The organism is Phytopseudomonas daroniae, assembly GCF_004327285.1.
Lineage (GTDB): Bacteria > Pseudomonadota > Gammaproteobacteria > Pseudomonadales > Pseudomonadaceae > Aquipseudomonas > Aquipseudomonas daroniae.
Genome location: NZ_QJUI01000003.1, coordinates 140,034 through 157,712, shown reverse-complemented (window position 1 = coordinate 157,712; position 17,679 = coordinate 140,034). Strand labels below are relative to the sequence as shown.

Genomic DNA, 17,679 nt, shown 5'->3' with positions numbered 1-17,679 from the left:
ACTAAAGCGAAAAGCCTACAGGAAAACCCGGTTTTTCGAAAGCCATAACCAGGGAAAAACTTAACATCCGATCCAACGCGAATTGACACGCCATCCCCTGGCCGTAAAATTCGGTACTTCCTACAGGTTTCGGCAGGGAAACTCTAAATGAGTACCCACCTCGGTATTACAGCCACCGCGGCCGCACTGAAGATCAGCGTACAGCGCGTGAGAACCCTGTGCCGAAACGGCGAGCTGGCCGCCGAAAAGATCGGTAGCAGCTGGATCATCGACCCACTCAGCGTCACCCACTACGGTTTGAAAACGGCCCATATGCTTGCACACGATCACCCGGCGCGGCAGCGCCAGAGCGGCAACCCCATCGCCCTGAGCTTCTTTTCCGGCGCCATGGGCCTGGATCTGGGCCTGGAGAAAGCCGGCTTCGATATTCGCCTGGCCTGCGAGTCGGACAAGTACTGCCGCCAGACCATCGCCCTGAACCGTCCGGACACCGCACTGCTCGGCGATATCAACACCTGCTCAGCCGAGCAGGTACTGGAAGCCGCTGGCGCAGCGGCCAATGAGGTCGACGTGATAGTCGGAGGCCCGCCCTGCCAGGCCTTCAGCACCGCCGGCAAGCGCAAGGCCTTCAATGACCAGCGCGGCAACGCCTTTCTCAAGTACATCGACCTGGCGCTGGAGATTCGCCCGCCATTCATCGTTATCGAAAACGTCCGCGGCCTGCTCTCCTGCCCCATGGATCATCGCCCTCACGACCAACGCGGCGCGGATTTCCCAGATCTTTCGCTGGACGAGATGAAAGGCGGCGCACTGAACTTCGTGCTCAGCAAGCTGCGCAGTGCGGGCTACGCCTGCTCGTTCAACCTGTACAACTCGGCAAACTTCGGCACCCCGCAAGTGCGCGAGCGGGTCATCATCATCTGCTCGCGAGATGGACAAACCGCACCCTTCATGACGCCAACCCACAGCGAGAACGGCGCGCTGGGGTTACCCGCCTGGCGCACGGTACGGCAGGCGCTGGAGGGCCTGAGCAGCCACACCCACCTGAATTTCCCGGAAAAACGCCTGCGCTATTACCGCCAGCTCGAGGCTGGGCAGAACTGGCGCAACCTGCCAGAGGATCTGCAGCGCGAGGCGATGGGCAAGTCCTACTTCTCCGGCGGCGGCAAGACCGGCTTCCTGCGTCGATTGGCCTGGGACAAACCCTCGCCAACACTGGTCACTCACCCAGCGATGCCCGCCACGGATCTGGCACACCCACAGGAAGACCGTCCGCTGTCGATCCAGGAGTACAAGCGCATTCAGGAATTTCCGGACGATTGGCAACTGGCAGGGCCGCTGATCCAGCAGTACAAGCAGGTCGGCAACGCGGTACCGGTGAGCCTCGGCCACGCTGTCGGCGTCTTGTTGCGCGACTTGCTCGCTGGCAAGGCTCGCCCTGCGCCGAGTCCTTTCAAGTTCTCGCGCTACCAGGCGACCTGCCACGAGGAATGGCTGAAAGCCTTCGAACAGCAGCGGCGCAAGGCGCAATTGGAACTGGCAATCAGCTAGGAGACCCCAGGCGCTCAGGCTTCGGAGTTGAAACGCAGCAAGCGCGCCCAATCGATCGCACCTTGTTCGTCGCAGAACTCAAGGGTGAATTCCCGGGTGAACTTGTTGATCATCTGCCCGTAGCTCTCGGCGAACTCGTCGTTGCGCTCGCAGGCCTTGAAGCCCAGCGGCTCGATCAGCTCCAAATAAAGATTCTCATCACCCGAAATGAACGCCCAGAAGCGCTGACCGCAGTACTTGAAATAGCCGCCCTTGTCAGGATTGTTGTCGCGCCCGTAGCAACAACCATTGACCGCAACCACCTGCAGCCCCGAGTTGCCCGTACGCAGGGTGCGCTGGGCGGTGAGAAAATTGCTTTTCATCTGACCGATCTGCGAGCTATTGCCCCAGTTAGGCCCGGACTTGATCGCCACGATGTAACGCAAACCCTCGTTGTCGAACTCCAGGTCGACGCCGGTGATTCCGGACTTCCAGCCGCCATAGACCTGACCATTGATGAAGATCGCCAGCCCCTCGAGCCAGTCGCCGAACAGGGTCTCTTCATTGGAGGAAATATGCGCGTCGACGATCCCGCGAATGATCTGCTCTGCAGTGAGGACGTGCTTGGCGCGATACATGTAAGGGTTCTTGCGCTTGAGCACATCCTTGAGCCTGAGCCGCCCGAGGCTGGCGATACGCTTCTGGTGAAAGGCACCAATATTCAGCTCGACGTAACACGCCACATCATTGAGGTTCAATGGACTCATCGCCGACATCCTTGCTCACGAGACTTGCGCATGACAACGGATGGCGCCAGTGGCCCCATCCGCATCACGGTCATTTCAGGCCAAGCACATCCTGCATGTCGTACAGACCCGCGGAACGCTCGCGTAACCAGGAGGCCGCGCGTACGGCGCCCTTGGCGAAGGTCATGCGACTGGATGCCTTGTGGGTAATTTCCACGCGCTCGCCGTCGGCAGCGAACAGCACGGTGTGCTCACCGACCACATCGCCGGCACGCACGGTGGCGAAGCCGATGGTTTCTCGAGCGCGGACGCCAGTCTGCCCTTCACGACCATAGACCGCGACCTTCTCGAGATCACGCCCCAGGGCATTGGCGACGACTTCGCCCATGCGCAGTGCCGTACCGGACGGCGCATCGACCTTGTGGCGGTGATGGGCTTCGAGCACCTCGATATCCACGTCGTCCCCCAACACCCGGGCCGCGGTATCCAGCAGCTTCAGGCAAAGGTTGACGCCAACACTGAAGTTGGCGGCGAAGACGATTGGAATCTCCTTGCCCGCATCGACCAGCAGTTGCTTTTCGGCGGCACTGAAACCCGTGGTACCTATCACCATCGCCTTGCCTGCCTGACGGCAGATTTCAAGATTCTTCAGGGTTACCGAGGGATGGGTGAAGTCGATCAGTACGTCGAACTGATCGAGCACGCTTTCCAGGTTTCCGGACAGCGCCACACCCAGCTTGCCGACAGCCGCCAGCTCGCCAGCATCAGCCCCCAGCAGCGTGCTTTCAGGGCGCGCCAGCGCAGCACCAAGGCTGGCGCCTTCGGCTTGCTGCACGGCTTCGATCAGGTATTTGCCCATGCGCCCGGCGGCGCCTGTCACTGCAATACGCATAAAAACAGCTCCAAGCTGCAAGCCTCAAGCTACAAGCCAAGCGCACCACTTCTGGTTGCCCGGGTCTTGCAGCTTGCGGCTGGTTTCAGAGATCGCCGAAGAAGCGCTTGACGCCTTCGAACCAGCCGTTGGCCTTGGGCGAGTGAGAACTGTTGCCCGCCAGGGACTGACGGAACTCATCGAGCAGCTCGCGCTGACGACGATCCAGGTTGATCGGCGTTTCTACCGCCACCTTGCACATCAGGTCGCCTGCACCACCGCCACGCACCGGGGCCACGCCCTTGCCGCGCAGACGGAACAGCTTGCCGGTCTGAGTACCTTCCGGGATCTTCAGCTTGACCCGACCGTCAAGGGTCGGCACTTCCAGTTCGCCGCCCAGCGCCGCATCGGCAAAGCTGATCGGTACTTCGCAGTACAGGTGCTTGCCGTCACGCTGGAAGATCGCGTGCTCACGCACGTTGACCACCACGTACAGATCGCCCGCAGGACCACCCATGGTGCCCGCCTCGCCCTCGCCGGACAGACGAATACGGTCGCCGGTATCGACGCCAGCCGGCACCTTGACCGACAGTGTCTTGTGCTCTTCGACACGGCCATGACCGTGGCACGAGCCACAAGGGTCGGTGATCATCTTGCCGCTGCCGTGGCAGCGCGGGCAGGTCTGCTGCACCGAGAAGAAGCCCTGCTGCATGCGCACCTGGCCGATGCCGCCGCACGTGGTACAGGTAACCGGGCTAGTGCCCTTCTTCGCGCCAGAGCCTTCGCAGACCTTGCAGTTGACCAGGGTCGGCACGCGAATGGTCACCGTGGTACCACGCACCGCCTCCTCGAGATCCAGCTCCAGGGTGTAACGCAGGTCACTGCCGCGCTGCGCACCGCCGCGCTGCCCGCCACGCTGGCCACCGAAGAAATCGCTGAACACGTCGCCGAAGATATCGGAGAAGTTGGCACTTGCGCCGCCAAAGCCGCCACCGCCACCCATTTGCGGGTCGACACCGGCATGACCGTACTGATCGTAAGCGCTGCGCTTGCCCGCATCGGACAGCACTTCGTAGGCCTCGTTGGCCTCCTTGAAGGCGTCTTCGGCAGCCTTGTCGCCGGGGTTGCGATCGGGGTGATGCTTCATCGCCAGGCGACGGTAAGCCTTCTTCAGCTCCGCCTCGCTGGCACCGCGCTCGACCCCGAGCACTTCGTAGTAGTCACGTTTAGACATTGGTTTCTAACACTCTCAAAATTCGTACCGTCCAGACACGCCAACGCGGGAGCAAGCCCCCGCGCGGCGGATCGCCCTGTCGCACAGCAGTGCGGCAGGGCGCAAACACAGGCAAGCCGGGGCTTACTTGTTGTCCTTGACTTCCTCGAACTCGGCGTCGACCACGTCGTCCGCAGAGCCTTTGGTTTCGCCGGCATCCGTCGCGTCGGCAGCACCTGGCTGCGGCTGTTCGGCATACATTTTCTGCGCCAGCGGCGTGGTCGCCTCGGACAGAGCATTCATCTTCGCTTCGATGGCAGCCTTGTCGTCGCCTCTGACGGCAACTTCCAGCTCGCCCAACGCCGTTTCGATGGCCGCTTTCTCGTCCGCAGTGGCCTTGTCGCCCGCTTCGGTGAGCATCTTGCGCGTGGCGTGAACCAACTGATCACCCTGGTTACGGGCAGTGGCCAGTTCTTCGAACTTGCGGTCTTCCTCGGCATTGGCCTCGGCGTCGCGCACCATGCGCTCGATCTCGTCATCGGACAGACCGGAGTTGGCCTTGATCACGATCGACTGAGTCTTGCCAGTCGCCTTGTCCTTCGCACCGACGTGCAGGATGCCGTTGGCATCGATATCGAAGGTCACTTCGATCTGCGGTACGCCGCGTGGAGCCGGCGGAATCTCGGCCAGGTCGAACTTGCCCAGGGACTTGTTCTGACCCGCCTGCTTACGCTCACCCTGCAGCACGTGAATAGTCACGGCGCTCTGGTTGTCGTCGGCGGTGGAGAACACCTGCGACTTCTTGGTCGGGATGGTGGTGTTCTTCTCGATCAGCGCGGTCATCACCCCGCCCATGGTTTCGATACCCAGGGTCAGCGGGGAAACGTCGAGCAGCAGTACGTCCTTGACGTCGCCAGCCAGAACCGCGCCCTGAATGGCAGCGCCCATGGCCACGGCTTCGTCCGGGTTGACGTCCTTGCGTGCTTCCTTACCGAAGAACTCGGTGACCAGCTTCTGTACCAGCGGCATGCGGGTCTGACCGCCGACCAGGATCACGTCGTTGATCGAGGCAACGTCGATACCGGCATCTTTCAGCGCGATGCGGCAAGGCTCGATGGTGCGCTGCACCAGATCCTCGACCAGCGATTCCAGCTTGGCGCGGGAGATCTTCACGTTCAGGTGCTTGGGACCGGTGGCATCTGCAGTGATGTACGGCAGGTTGACGTCGGTCTGCTGGCTCGAGGACAGCTCGATCTTGGCCTTCTCGGCAGCTTCCTTGAGGCGCTGCATGGCCAGCGGGTCGCCCTTGAGGTTCATGCCGGTTTCTTTCTTGAACTCGTCGACCAGGTAGTCGATCAGACGGATGTCGAAGTCCTCGCCACCGAGGAAGGTGTCACCGTTGGTGGCCAGCACTTCGAACTGGTGCTCGCCATCGACTTCAGCGATCTCGATCACCGACACGTCGAAGGTACCGCCGCCCAGGTCATAGACGATCACGGTGTGGTCGCCCTTGGCTTTGTCCATGCCATAGGCCAGCGCAGCCGCAGTCGGCTCGTTGATGATGCGCTTGACGTCCAGACCGGCGATGCGACCGGCATCCTTGGTAGCCTGACGCTGGCTGTCGTTGAAGTAGGCCGGAACGGTGATCACCGCTTCGGTGACCGCTTCGCCGAGGTAGTCTTCGGCGGTCTTCTTCATCTTCTTGAGGATTTCAGCCGAGATTTGCGGCGGCGCCATCTTCTGGCCGTTGACTTCGACCCAGGCGTCGCCGTTGTCCGCCTTGGCGATCTTGTACGGAACCATCTGGATGTCTTTCTGTACGACTTCTTCGTCGAAGCGACGGCCGATCAGACGCTTCACCGCATACAGGGTGTTGTGCGGGTTGGTCACGGCCTGACGCTTGGCGGACTGGCCGACCAGAATCTCGCCATCGTTGGCGTAAGCGATGATCGACGGCGTGGTGCGCGCGCCTTCGGCGTTTTCGATGACTTTGACGTTACCGTTTTCAAGAATGGAGACGCAGGAGTTGGTGGTTCCCAGGTCGATACCGATGATTTTGCCCATTTCACTCTCCCGAAACTTTGATATATCCGCAGCGGTGTCGTGACTGCTGCGGTAGCACTAATACGCTTGACTTACTAAATGGGGGCTCGCTGGCCGATTTCAAGCCTGCTCGTCGATGGACGGCGGCGTTTCGGCCGGTGCCTTGCTGACCACGACCATGGCCGGGCGCAGCAGGCGACCGTTGAGCATATAGCCCTTCTGGAACACCTTGAGCACGCTGTTGGGCTCGACATTGGTGCTTTCCTGTAGGGCCATGGCCTGATGGTGCTCCGGATTGAACGGCGCACCATGCGGGTCGATGGCTTCCAGTTGGTGACGCTTGAGGGTGTCGAGCAGCAACTTGAGCGTCAGCTCCATACCTTCGCGTACCGCCTTGATCGACTCGTCGTCGGCACTGGACAGCTCGAGCCCGCGCTCCAGGCTATCCACCACGGGCAACAGGTCATTGGCGAATTTCTCGAGGGCGAACTTGTGCGCCTTCTCGACATCCTGCTCAGCGCGGCGGCGCACGTTCTGCAGATCGGCAGCCATGCGCAGCGACTGATCCTGCGCAGCCGCCAGTTGCTCTTCCAGCGCTTGCACGCGAGCAGCCAGGTCGTCACTCAGCGCAGCGTCATTCGCTTCAGCCTCGGGAGTCTGCGGATCCAGGTTCTGTTCGTCAGCCATGCATTTCTCCTCTAAATGATTCGACGAGCCTCAACTCGCGCGTCTGCCGCCTATATAAGGACGATTTGTAGGGTTTCAAGGGGCGCGACCACATCACAGCGCTACAGAAGACACAGGATTGCCACCCACGAACAAAACACTGTATAAATAACCAGACAAAATTCTGGGAGGCCCCGCCATGCTGGTGCACCTGTCCGTACACAATTACGCCATCGTCGAACACCTCGATCTGGAACTGGATCGCGGCATGAGCGTCATCAGCGGCGAAACCGGCGCCGGCAAATCGATCATGCTCGATGCCCTCGGCCTGACCCTGGGCGATCGCGCGGACAACGGCGTGGTACGCCCCGGCGCCGACAAGGCCGACATTCTCGCCAGCTTCGACCTGGGCGACATTCCCGAAGCCCACACCTGGCTTGCCGAACGCGACCTAGACAACGACGGCCCGTGCATTCTGCGCCGTGTGATCACCGCCGAAGGCCGCTCGCGTGGCTACATCAATGGCACGCCCTGCCCGCTCGGCGACCTCAAGGCGCTGGGCGAGCTGCTGATCGACATCCACAGCCAGCATGAACATCAGTCCCTGCTCAAGGCCGATACCCATCGCCGCCTGCTCGACGAGTATGCCAATGCCCAGGAGCTGGCCCGCCAGGTGCACCTGGCCGCGCAGCGCTGGAAGCAGACCCGCAGCGAACTCGAACGCCTCGCCTCCCAGGGCGATGAACAGCGCGCGCGCCATCAACTGCTCAGCTATCAGTTGGAAGAGCTGGAGAACCTGGGGCTCGGCGACAATGAACTGGAGCAGCTCGAACAGGATCACAAGGCCCTGACCAATGCCGAAGGCCTCCTCGCCGCCTGCCGTCAGGTTATCGAGCAATGCAGCGAGAGCGATGCCGGCAACGTACTGTCCGCCCTGACCAGCAGCCTGAGCCGACTCAGCGGCGTCCAGGGTCAGCCGGGTGCGCTCAACGAAGCCGCCAACCTGCTGGCCAGCGCGCAGATCCAGGTCGAAGAAGCGGTGGGTGAGCTGAACCGCTTTCTCGACCATTTCGAGGCCGACCCCGAGCGCCAGCAACAACTGGAAGAGCGCCTGGACACCATCTACACCCTGGCCCGCAAGCATCGCATTCACCCCAGTGAACTGCCCGCCATGCAGCAACAGTTGTTCGACGAACTGGAAGACTTGAATGCCGATGACCAGGCCACGGAACGCCTGAGCGAAGAGCTGGCGGCTTATGGCCGGCATTACCAGGAAAAAGCCGCAGAACTGAGCGCCCGCCGACAAAAGGCGGCAGGCAAACTGGGCAAGGCAGTGGAAAAGGAAATGCAGGCGCTGGGCATGCCCGGCGGACGTTTCAGCATCCAGCTACAGGAAAATGCCAGCGGCGAACCAAACGCCAACGGCCTGGAGCAGGTGGAGTTCCTGGTCAGCGCCAACCCGGGGCAACCGATCAAGGCACTGGCCAAGGTCGCGTCCGGTGGCGAGCTGTCGCGTATCAGCCTGGCGATCCAGGTGATCACGGCACAGACGTCGCGCGTACCGACACTGGTATTCGACGAAGTGGACGTGGGCATCGGCGGCCCCACCGCCGAAGTCGTCGGCCAGCTACTGCGTCGCCTGGGCGAGCGCGGCCAGGTACTCACCGTCACTCACCTACCCCAGGTCGCGGCCCAGGGTCACCAGCACCTGTTCGTGCACAAGGTGCGCGCCAACAATGCCACCCGCACCGCGGTCAGCAAACTGAGCGATGCCCAGCGGGTGGAAGAAATTGCCCGCATGCTCGGCGGCATCGACCTCACCGAAGAGTCACTGGCTCACGCCCGCAAGCTGGTCAGTAACGCGCAAGGTTAGGCAATTCAGCCACCATTTTATGGCAGGCATGAAAAAGGCGACCCAGGGTCGCCTTTTTCACTACTGGCCGTACTTACTTTTGAGCACCGGTGGTGCGCACGTACAGAACCAGGTTGTGATCCACCAGCTCGAAACCGTGCTCACGAACGATTTCCTTCTGACGTCTTTCGATTTCGGCATCGAAAAACTCGATCACGTCGCCGGTATCCACGCACACCATATGATCGTGGTGACCACCATCGGCCAACTCGAAGACAGCATGGCCGCCATCGAAGTTGTGGCGTACCACCAGACCGGCCGCTTCGAACTGGGTCAGAACCCGGTACACAGTAGCCAGACCGACATCTTCACCGGCGTCCATCAGGGACTTGTAGACATCTTCTGCACTCATGTGACGCTGCTCAGCAGAGTCGAGCATCTGCAGGATTTTGACCCGTGGCAGGGTCACTTTCAGGCCAGCTTTGCGGAGTTCGCTATTTTCAACCATGGTCTGCTTTCTCGCGGAAGCGCTTCGCAGCTTCCCTTATTGCGGGTATGATCGGGGTTTACGTTGCCCAGCCAAGATAGTGGAAGACGCGCACCGATGCAAAAAACCAAACTCCTGCTGACCAGCCTCATGTTCATGGGGCTCATCGCACTCGCCGGTTGCTCATTCCCCGGGGTTTATAAAATCGACATCCAACAGGGCAATGTCGTCACGCAGGACATGATAGACCAGTTGAGGCCGGGAATGACCCGACGTCAAGTGCGGTTTATCATGGGCAATCCTCTGCTGACCGACACCTTCCGCGCCAATCGCTGGGATTACCTGTACAGCATGCAGGCCGGCGGCAGTCAGCGTCAGCAGGAGCGCGTAAGCGTGATATTCAACGGCGAGGATCAGCTGGTCGGTCTGTCCGGCGACTTCGTGCCCGGTGTCAGCCGTGACGATGCGATCCTGGGCCGCGATGGCGCTCCACAGGCCGCACCGACTCAGCAGCAGGAAGAGCCCGCCGCTCCCGGCTCGCTGCTCGAGCAGATCCAGCGCGATGTGGATGACGTCGAAACCGTACCGGTACCGACACCAGAGCCACTGGAAACCTCTCCCCAGTAAGGCACGCCTCCATAAAAAAGCCCTGGCCAATGCCGGGGCTTTTTGTTGATGCCTGCGTAGAGCCGCACGGCTCTACCCTCATGCCTCTCGCTCAGCGCTTGCCGGCGTCGCCTGCCAGCTTTGCCCGCTCGACGGCCTGAGCAGCACGACGCTTGCGGACATCCTTGGGGTCTGCGAGCAGCGGGCGATAAATTTCCACGCGATCACCCTCTTCGAGCACGCGGGCTTCAGGCGAGACCACGGCCTTGCCGAATATCCCCAGTGGCGCGCCAGCCAGATCGATATCAGGGAAATGATCCTGCAGACCAGACTGCAGCGCAGCCTGGCGTACAGTGCTGCCGGACGGCAATTGCAGCTTAATCAGCAACTGCCTGTCAGGAGCGGCGAAGACCACTTCGACCGACACCCACTCACTGGCCATGGAGTTCCTTGGCCCGCAGACAGAACGCATCGACCATGGTATTGGCCGCCTGATTGAACAGCGGGCCAAGGGTCGCGCGCATGATCGGGCCGGCGTAATCGAAAGTCAGATCCAGGCTGATCTTGCAGGCCTTGTCGCCCAGCGCCTTGAATGTCCACTGCCCATGCAGATGCTCGAATGGGCCGCTCTCCAGATTCAACTCGATCAACTGACCAGGCACCAGCACATTGCTGGTGGTAAAGCGCTGGCTCAATCCGGCCTTGGCCACTTCCAGGCTGGCGCGCATATGCGTGTCGCTGACCTCGATGACCTCGCTCGAGGCGCACCAGGGCAGAAACTCCGGATAGCGCGCAACATCGTTGACCAGGTCATACAGCGCTTGTGCCGGGTAAGGCAGCAAGGCCGAGCGTTGAATGTGAGTGCTCATAACAATTGGATTTCCACGGTTGGCGACATCGCATTACCGCGACGGCGCAGGGCGATACGGCATGCAAACAGGCATCGACCACAAGGCGAGAAGCGCCCACATTGTCGAGGATTCACCCGGAGGGCTCAAGCGTACCGCTGCCGCAGCGGTTTTAGCGTGAGGATGCATGGCGCACCGCCGCCATACTCCATATAATGCGCCGCCTATGGCTAAACAAACGAAACATCCGCAAGGCAGCATCGCGCAGAACAAGAAAGCGATGCACGACTACTTCGTCGAGCAACGCTTCGAAGCCGGCCTGGCTCTGTCCGGCTGGGAAGTGAAAAGTCTGCGCGCCGGCAAGGCCCAACTGGTCGACAGCTACGTGCTGCTCAAAGACGACGAAGCCTGGCTGATGGGTTGCCACATCACGCCGCTGAAAACCGCCAGCACCCACGTCATCGCCGACCCGACGCGCACGCGCAAGCTGCTGCTGAACAAGCGCGAGCTGGAAAAGCTGTTCGGTTCCGTGCAGCAGAAGGGTTACACCTGCGTCGCCCTGTCCCTGTACTGGAAGCAGCATCTGGTGAAATGCGAAATCGCTCTGGCCAAGGGCAAGAAGGATTTCGACAAGCGCCACACCGAGAAAGAACGCGACGCCGACCGCGAAGTACAACGCGCCATGCGCAGCAAGGGCAAGGACGAATAGAAGCAGCGGCAAGCTGCAAGCCCGTCGGCGGCATACACTCTTAACCTACCCGAACAATCCGCAGGGTGGGTTAGCCGCCTAACGCAACCTTTTATGAACGCTCCGATCCGCGTGGCGCCGTAACCCACCATTGACGCAACGCCGGATATCGCCTGGTGGGTTACGCGGCGCTCCACGATTGCGCTGCCTGATCGTTCGACGCCCGGCGGCGCCAACCCACCCTACGGGCACCCTGTTTCTACTTGCCGCTTGTGGCTGCCCTAAAGCCCCTGCCGCCGCTGCGCGCGCAGTTCACGAACCTCCTGCTGCAGCACATCCGCAAGCACCTCCTGCACGTAATCGATATGCTGGTTGGAGAGTGCCCGCGCATCCTCGGCACGCCCCTGCATGATCGCGTCATAGAGCGCCCGGTGCTGCGCCATCAGCATGCCGCGCGTATCGCCGCGCAAGGCGTACATACCGCCGATGTTGGTTACCACGTTGCGCTTGAGCAGGTCGAACAGGCCACGGATGGTATGCAGCAACACCGCATTGTGGCTGGCCTCGGCAATTGCCAGGTGGAAATTCGCATCGGCGGCCCCCTCCTCGGCACGGGTCACTTCGCCGGCACGTCCGTAGCAGTCCTGCAACCTGTCGAACGCCTCGGCCAGGCGCCCACGATCAATATCCGTCGCGCGCAATGCGGCGTAGTAAGCGCAAGAGCCTTCCAGCGTATGGCGGAACTCGAGAAGATCACGCTGGGCATCGGTATTGCTTTCCAGCAACTGCATCAACGGGTCGCTGAAGGTCGAGCCGAGCGACTCAACGACATAGTTGCCGCCTCCCTGGCGGCTGACCAGCAACCCCTTGGCTACCAGCTTCTGGATCGCCTCGCGCAGCGATGGCCGAGAGACACCGAATTGCTCGGCCAAGGCACGTTCGGCGGGCAGCCTCTCGCCGGCACGCAGGGTGCCCTCGAGAATCATGGTTTCCAGTTGCGCGACGATGTCGTCCGATAGACGACGTTGCCGCACCAGCCCTACCTCCATCCCATACTCTCCATTGCTTCGACCAGGCCGCAAGCCCCGTGGCGCAAGCCTATAGCGCTCATCATCGGGGAACAAGCGACCATTCTACGACCAAAGTCCAAGCATCGCGATTTGACAGAGCATCCAAGCGCCTCTTAATCTGAGCCCGCATCTCTGTAAATTGGTATTACCAATTATCCGAACCAATAAAAATAACGAGTCGTCGAGGTCACGCCATGAAACCCTATAGCGCCGCACACCTATCCGATACCGCATCACCTCTACTGCGCCGCGTGCGCCTAGCCGCGGAGTAACCCCATGTCCAATGGAATCCTCGCCCTGCTGGCGTTCTCGCCCATCCTGCTGGCTGCCATTCTGCTGATCGGTCTGCGCTGGCCGGCCAAGCACGCCATGCCGCTGGTATACCTGGTGACTGCTGCGGTCGGCCTGTTCGCCTGGGATATGACTTTCAATCGCGTACTGGCTTCCACCCTGCAGGGCCTGCTGATCACCATCGGCCTGTTGTGGATCATCTTCGGCGCCATCTTGCTGCTGAACACCCTCAAGCATTCCGGCGGCATCACTGCCATTCGCGCCGGCTTCGCCACCATCAGTCCTGACCGGCGCATCCAGGCCATCATTATCGCCTGGCTGTTCGGTTGCTTCATCGAGGGCGCCTCGGGCTTCGGCACTCCAGCCGCCATCGCCGCGCCGTTGCTGGTCGCCATCGGCTTTCCAGCCATGGCAGCAGTGCTGTTGGGCATGCTGGTGCAGAGTACGCCGGTATCCTTCGGCGCCGTGGGTACACCGATCATCGTAGGGGTCAATACTGGCCTGGACACCGCCACCATCGGCGCCCAACTACTGGAGCAGGGCTCGTCCTGGGCGCAGTTCCTGCAGTTGATCACCAGCCAGGTGGCAATCATCCACGCCATCGTCGGCACCGTGATGCCGCTGATCATGGTGATGATGCTGACGCGCTTCTTCGGCCAGGAGAAAAGCTGGAAAGCCGGCTTCGAAGTGCTGCCCTTCGCGATCTTCGCCGGCCTGGCCTTCACCCTGCCCTACGTCGCCACCGGGGTGTTCCTCGGCCCCGAGTTCCCCTCGCTGGCCGGTGGCCTGATCGGCCTGGCAGTCGTCACCAGCGCCGCTCGCGCCGGCTTCCTGATGCCCAAGACCACCTGGGATTTCGCCCCGGCTGACAAATGGCCGAGCGAGTGGCTGGGTAGTGTGGAGATGAAGCTGGAAGAGCTGACCGCCAAGCCGATGAGCGCCCTGAAAGCCTGGTTGCCCTATGTCATGGTCGGTGCGCTGCTGGTAATCAGCCGCGTCTTCCCGGAAGTCGGTAACGCGCTCAAGGCAGTGGTGGTCAATTTCCCCGACCTGATGGGCGAGGCCGGCGTCAGCGCCAACTTCCAGCCGCTCTACCTGCCTGGCGGTATCCTGGTCACCGTGGTCATCGCCACCTTCTTCCTGCACGGCATGAAGGTTCGCGAACTGACCGTCGCGGTGAAGGAATCCTCCAGCGTGCTGCTCAGCGCCGGCTTCGTGCTGCTGTTCACCGTGCCCATGGTGCGCATCCTGATCAACTCCGGGGTCAATGGCGCCGAGCTGGCCAGCATGCCCATTCTCATGGCCGGCTGGGTGGCCGAGAGCGTTGGCGGCATCTACCCGCTGCTGGCACCAAGCATCGGCGCACTGGGTGCCTTCATCGCCGGCTCCAACACGGTCAGCAACATGATGTTCAGCCAGTTCCAGTTCGGCGTGGCCAGCAGCCTGGGGATATCCAGCGCGCTGATCGTCTCCGTGCAGGCCATTGGTGCAGCCGCCGGCAACATGGTGGCGATCCACAACGTGGTCGCCGCCTCGGCCACCGTCGGCCTGCTCGGCCGCGAAGGCAGCACGCTGCGCAAGACCATCTGGCCAACGCTGTATTACCTGCTGTTCACCGGCATCATCGCGATGCTGGCGATCTATGTACTGGGTGTCAGCGATCCTCTGGTCGCCAACTGATAGCAGCCCCTTCACGCGCCCCGGCCATGCCGGGGCGTCTGCCGTCAGGCTACGCTTACCCGTCTTGGCCCCTTTCAGCAACAGGATGAGTTCATGATCATTTCTGCCTCCACCGATTACCGCGCCGCCGCGCAACGCCGCCTTCCGCCGTTCCTGTTCCACTACATCGACGGCGGCGCCTATGCCGAGTACACGCTCAAGCGCAACGTCGAGGATCTCGCCAGCATCGCCCTGCGCCAGCGCGTACTGAAGAACATGTCCGAGCTGAGCCTGGAGACCACGCTGTTCAATGAGACACTGGCGATGCCGGTGGCCCTGGCCCCCGTAGGGCTGACCGGCATGTATGCACGCCGCGGTGAAGTACAGGCGGCCAAGGCGGCAGCGGAAAAGGGCATTCCCTTTACCCTGTCCACCGTTTCGGTCTGCCCGATCGAGGAGGTGGCACCGGCGATCAGCCGTCCCATGTGGTTCCAGCTGTATGTGCTGAAAGACCGCGGTTTCATGAAAAATGCCCTGGAGCGCGCCAAGGCAGCCGGTGTGACCACGCTGGTGTTCACCGTCGACATGCCGACGCCGGGCGCCCGCTACCGCGATGCCCACTCCGGCATGAGCGGTGCCAATGCCGCCATGCGCCGCATGCTGCAAGCGTTCACTCACCCGGCCTGGGCCCTGGACGTGGGCCTGCTGGGCAAGCCCCATGATCTGGGCAATATTTCCACCTATCGCGGCCATCCCACTGGCCTGGCCGACTATATCGGCTGGCTGGGCGCCAACTTCGACCCGTCGATTTCCTGGAAGGATCTGGAGTGGATTCGCGAATTCTGGGATGGCCCGATGGTGATCAAGGGCATCCTCGATCCCGAAGATGCCCGCGACGCGGTCAGGTTTGGCGCCGACGGCATCGTCGTTTCCAACCACGGGGGCCGTCAGCTCGATGGCGTACTGTCCAGTGCCCGTGCCCTGCCGGCCATCGCCGATGCGGTGAAAGGCGACCTGAAGATTCTCGCCGACTCGGGCATCCGCAGCGGCCTGGACGTGGTGCGCATGATCGCTCTGGGCGCCGACACCGTGATGCTCGGCCGCGCCTTCGTCTACGCCCTGGCTGCTGCTGGCGGCGCCGGCGTGAGCAATCTGTTGAGCCTGATCGAGAAGGAAATGCGTGTGGCCATGGTGCTGACCGGTGCCAAATCCATTGCAGAGATCAGCGCCGAGTCGCTGGTTCGGGAGCTCTGAACCATGACCTCGATCAGCCGTGACGTCCTGCTGACGACCCTGCGCGAAGCCGTGGGCAGCGACCATGTGCTCACCGACGAACAGAGCACCCGGCGCTTCCGCAAGGGTCATCGTACCGGCGACGGCGGCGTACTGGCCGTAGTGCGTCCCGGCACACTGCTGGAGCAGTGGCGGGTACTGCAAGCAGCGGTCGCCGCCGACCGCATTGTCATCATGCAGGCGGCCAATACCGGCCTGACCGGCGGCTCGACCCCGGATGGCAACGACTACGACCGCGAAATCGTGCTGATCAGCACCCTGCGTATCACCGGCGTGCAACTGATCAACGATGGCGAACAGGTGGTGTGCCTGCCCGGCGCCACGCTCGATCGCCTGGAACAGGCATTGGCGCCGCTCGGTCGCGAGCCCCATTCGGTGATCGGTTCCTCGTGCATCGGTGCCTCGGTGCTCGGCGGCGTGTGCAACAACTCAGGCGGTTCGCTGGTACGCCGAGGCCCGGCCTACACCGAACTGGCGCTGTATGCGCAAGTGAAGGAAGACGGCACCCTGGAACTGGTCAACCACCTGGGAATCGACCTGGGCAACAGCCCCGAGGAAATCCTCACCCGCCTGCAGCGCGGCGACTACAGTCCCCTTCAGGTCAATAACGGCGGCACCGGCAAGGCTTCGGACGGGAGCTATGGCGAGCACGTGCGGGATGTGGATGCCGATACTCCAGCGCGCTTCAATGCCGACCCGTCGCGGCTGTTCGAAGCCTCCGGCTCGGCCGGCAAGTTGTGCCTGTTCGCCGTACGCCTGGATACCTTCCCCAAGGAACCGAGCACCGTCTTCTATATCGGCAGTAACGATCCGCACGATCTCACCGAAGTGCGCCGCCACCTGCTCAGCCAACTGCCGAGCCTGCCCATTGCCGGTGAATACATTCACCGCACCGCCTTCGATATCGGCGAGAAATACGGCAAGGACACCTTTCTGCTGATCGACAAGTTCGGCACCGCCAAAGTACCTGCCGCCTTCGCGCTGAAGAGCCGCGTCGATGGCTTCTTCGAGCGCTTCGGCCTGCGCGGGGTCAGTGATCGGGCGATTCAGTTGCTGATGAATCTGCTGCCCAGCCACCTGCCGCCACGCATGCGCAAATACCGCAACCGCTACGAACATCACCTGCTGGTGCGAGTGGCCAACGACAGCCTGGAACAGACCCGCACCTTTCTGAATGATTACTTCGGCAAGCGCACCAGCGGCGCGTTTTTCGAGTGCGATGCCGACGAGGGGCGCAAGGCCTTCCTGCACCGCTTCGCCATCGCCGGTGCGGCGATCCGCTACCGTGAGGCGCACCGCAGCAGCGTCGAGGACATCCTCGCCCTGGACATCGCTCTCCGTCGTAACGACCGAGACTGGGTCGAGACGCTGCCGGCGGAGATGCAAGAACAGATCATCCACAAGCTCTACTACGGACACTTCTTCTGCCACGTGTTCCATCAGGATTACATCGTCAAAAAGGGCGTCGACCCGATAGCCATGGAGCATGCCATGTGGACGCTGCTCGACGAGCGCCGCGCCGAATACCCGGCCGAGCACAACGTCGGTCACCTGTATATCGCCAAACCGGCGCTGGCCGGTTTCTACCGCGAGCTGGATCCGACCAACGCCTTCAATCCGGGCATCGGCCACACCTCGAAGAAGAAGCACTGGGAGAAGTGCTGCGGCGGTCATTGAGATGCGCAAAGAAGAAAGGGGAGACCTCTCGGCCTCCCCTTTCGTAGATGTCCTGTGCTGGCAATTCTGTCGCCGCTTTCCTCGCCCGCCTGGTTGGGCAGTGCGAACCCGGGTGCCGTGACGACCCGGTTGGGTCGGC

General features: G+C 61.8%; 16 protein-coding genes. 7 read left to right on the top strand and 9 right to left on the bottom strand.

Annotated elements, in window-relative coordinates; translation table 11 throughout:
* The first annotated feature begins 147 nt into the window (after positions 1–147).
* Positions 148–1,551, top strand: coding sequence for a DNA cytosine methyltransferase (locus tag DNK06_RS04310; protein WP_131178806.1), 1,404 nt, complete (start codon positions 148–150; stop codon positions 1,549–1,551).
* A 14-nt stretch (positions 1,552–1,565) separates the two neighbouring features.
* Here DNK06_RS04310 and DNK06_RS04305 read toward each other — a convergent pair whose 3' ends face one another.
* The 5 genes from DNK06_RS04305 to grpE all read right to left on the bottom strand — a co-directional run bounded on the left by DNK06_RS04305 (position 1,566) and on the right by grpE (position 7,090).
* Complete coding sequence (locus DNK06_RS04305; RefSeq protein ID WP_131178805.1) at positions 1,566–2,297, bottom strand: PmeII family type II restriction endonuclease; 732 nt, start codon at positions 2,295–2,297, stop codon at positions 1,566–1,568.
* Positions 2,298–2,367: 70 nt separating this feature from the next.
* Positions 2,368–3,168, bottom strand: coding sequence for a 4-hydroxy-tetrahydrodipicolinate reductase (gene dapB / locus DNK06_RS04300; RefSeq protein WP_131178804.1), 801 nt, complete (start codon positions 3,166–3,168; stop codon positions 2,368–2,370).
* An 85-nt stretch (positions 3,169–3,253) separates the two neighbouring features.
* A complete protein-coding gene (gene dnaJ, locus DNK06_RS04295; protein ID WP_131178803.1) occupies positions 3,254–4,381 on the bottom strand; it encodes a molecular chaperone DnaJ in 1,128 nt (375 codons plus the stop codon).
* A 123-nt stretch (positions 4,382–4,504) separates the two neighbouring features.
* Complete coding sequence (dnaK, locus tag DNK06_RS04290; RefSeq protein ID WP_131178802.1) at positions 4,505–6,424, bottom strand: molecular chaperone DnaK; 1,920 nt, start codon at positions 6,422–6,424, stop codon at positions 4,505–4,507.
* Between the two features lie 99 nt (positions 6,425–6,523).
* The gene (gene grpE / locus DNK06_RS04285) at positions 6,524–7,090 is read right to left on the bottom strand and encodes a nucleotide exchange factor GrpE (RefSeq protein ID WP_131178801.1); all 567 of its coding nucleotides are present in this window, start codon (positions 7,088–7,090) and stop codon (positions 6,524–6,526) included.
* A 178-nt stretch (positions 7,091–7,268) separates the two neighbouring features.
* Between grpE and recN the strand changes: the two genes are divergently transcribed.
* Positions 7,269–8,942 carry a DNA repair protein RecN gene (gene recN / locus DNK06_RS04280; protein WP_131178800.1) on the top strand — a complete coding sequence of 558 codons (1,674 nt, stop codon included), beginning with the start codon at positions 7,269–7,271 and terminating at the stop codon, positions 8,940–8,942.
* A 73-nt stretch (positions 8,943–9,015) separates the two neighbouring features.
* Here recN and fur read toward each other — a convergent pair whose 3' ends face one another.
* Positions 9,016–9,429: a ferric iron uptake transcriptional regulator gene (fur, locus tag DNK06_RS04275; protein ID WP_131178799.1), complete on the bottom strand. Its 414-nt coding sequence runs from the start codon at positions 9,427–9,429 to the stop codon at positions 9,016–9,018.
* 96 nt (positions 9,430–9,525) lie between these two features.
* On the opposite strand from fur, the gene DNK06_RS04270 reads away from it, so the two are divergent.
* Positions 9,526–10,035, top strand: a complete 510-nt coding sequence (locus DNK06_RS04270) for an outer membrane protein assembly factor BamE (protein WP_131178798.1) — start codon at positions 9,526–9,528, stop codon at positions 10,033–10,035.
* A gap of 91 nt (positions 10,036–10,126) precedes the next feature.
* Here the strand turns inward: DNK06_RS04270 and DNK06_RS04265 are convergent, their stop codons facing one another.
* Complete coding sequence (locus tag DNK06_RS04265; protein ID WP_131178797.1) at positions 10,127–10,456, bottom strand: RnfH family protein; 330 nt, start codon at positions 10,454–10,456, stop codon at positions 10,127–10,129.
* Positions 10,446–10,883: a type II toxin-antitoxin system RatA family toxin gene (locus tag DNK06_RS04260; RefSeq protein ID WP_131178796.1), complete on the bottom strand. Its 438-nt coding sequence runs from the start codon at positions 10,881–10,883 to the stop codon at positions 10,446–10,448. Before DNK06_RS04260 ends, DNK06_RS04265 begins: the two co-directional genes overlap by 11 nt.
* Positions 10,884–11,088: 205 nt before the next feature.
* On the opposite strand from DNK06_RS04260, the gene smpB reads away from it, so the two are divergent.
* On the top strand, positions 11,089–11,571 hold the full coding sequence (gene smpB / locus DNK06_RS04255; RefSeq protein WP_131178795.1) for an SsrA-binding protein SmpB: 483 nt from the start codon (positions 11,089–11,091) through the stop codon (positions 11,569–11,571).
* A 260-nt stretch (positions 11,572–11,831) separates the two neighbouring features.
* Here smpB and DNK06_RS04250 read toward each other — a convergent pair whose 3' ends face one another.
* Positions 11,832–12,599: a GntR family transcriptional regulator gene (locus DNK06_RS04250; RefSeq protein WP_131178794.1), complete on the bottom strand. Its 768-nt coding sequence runs from the start codon at positions 12,597–12,599 to the stop codon at positions 11,832–11,834.
* Between the two features lie 297 nt (positions 12,600–12,896).
* Here DNK06_RS04250 and DNK06_RS04245 point away from each other — a divergent pair, with 297 nt between their 5' ends.
* The 3 genes from DNK06_RS04245 to dld all read left to right on the top strand — a co-directional run bounded on the left by DNK06_RS04245 (position 12,897) and on the right by dld (position 17,540).
* Positions 12,897–14,591: an L-lactate permease gene (locus DNK06_RS04245; RefSeq protein ID WP_131178793.1), complete on the top strand. Its 1,695-nt coding sequence runs from the start codon at positions 12,897–12,899 to the stop codon at positions 14,589–14,591.
* 93 nt (positions 14,592–14,684) lie between these two features.
* A complete protein-coding gene (lldD, locus tag DNK06_RS04240; RefSeq protein WP_131178792.1) occupies positions 14,685–15,824 on the top strand; it encodes an FMN-dependent L-lactate dehydrogenase LldD in 1,140 nt (379 codons plus the stop codon).
* A gap of 3 nt (positions 15,825–15,827) precedes the next feature.
* The gene (gene dld / locus DNK06_RS04235) at positions 15,828–17,540 is read left to right on the top strand and encodes a D-lactate dehydrogenase (protein ID WP_131178791.1); all 1,713 of its coding nucleotides are present in this window, start codon (positions 15,828–15,830) and stop codon (positions 17,538–17,540) included.
* Positions 17,541–17,679: the final 139 nt, after the last annotated feature.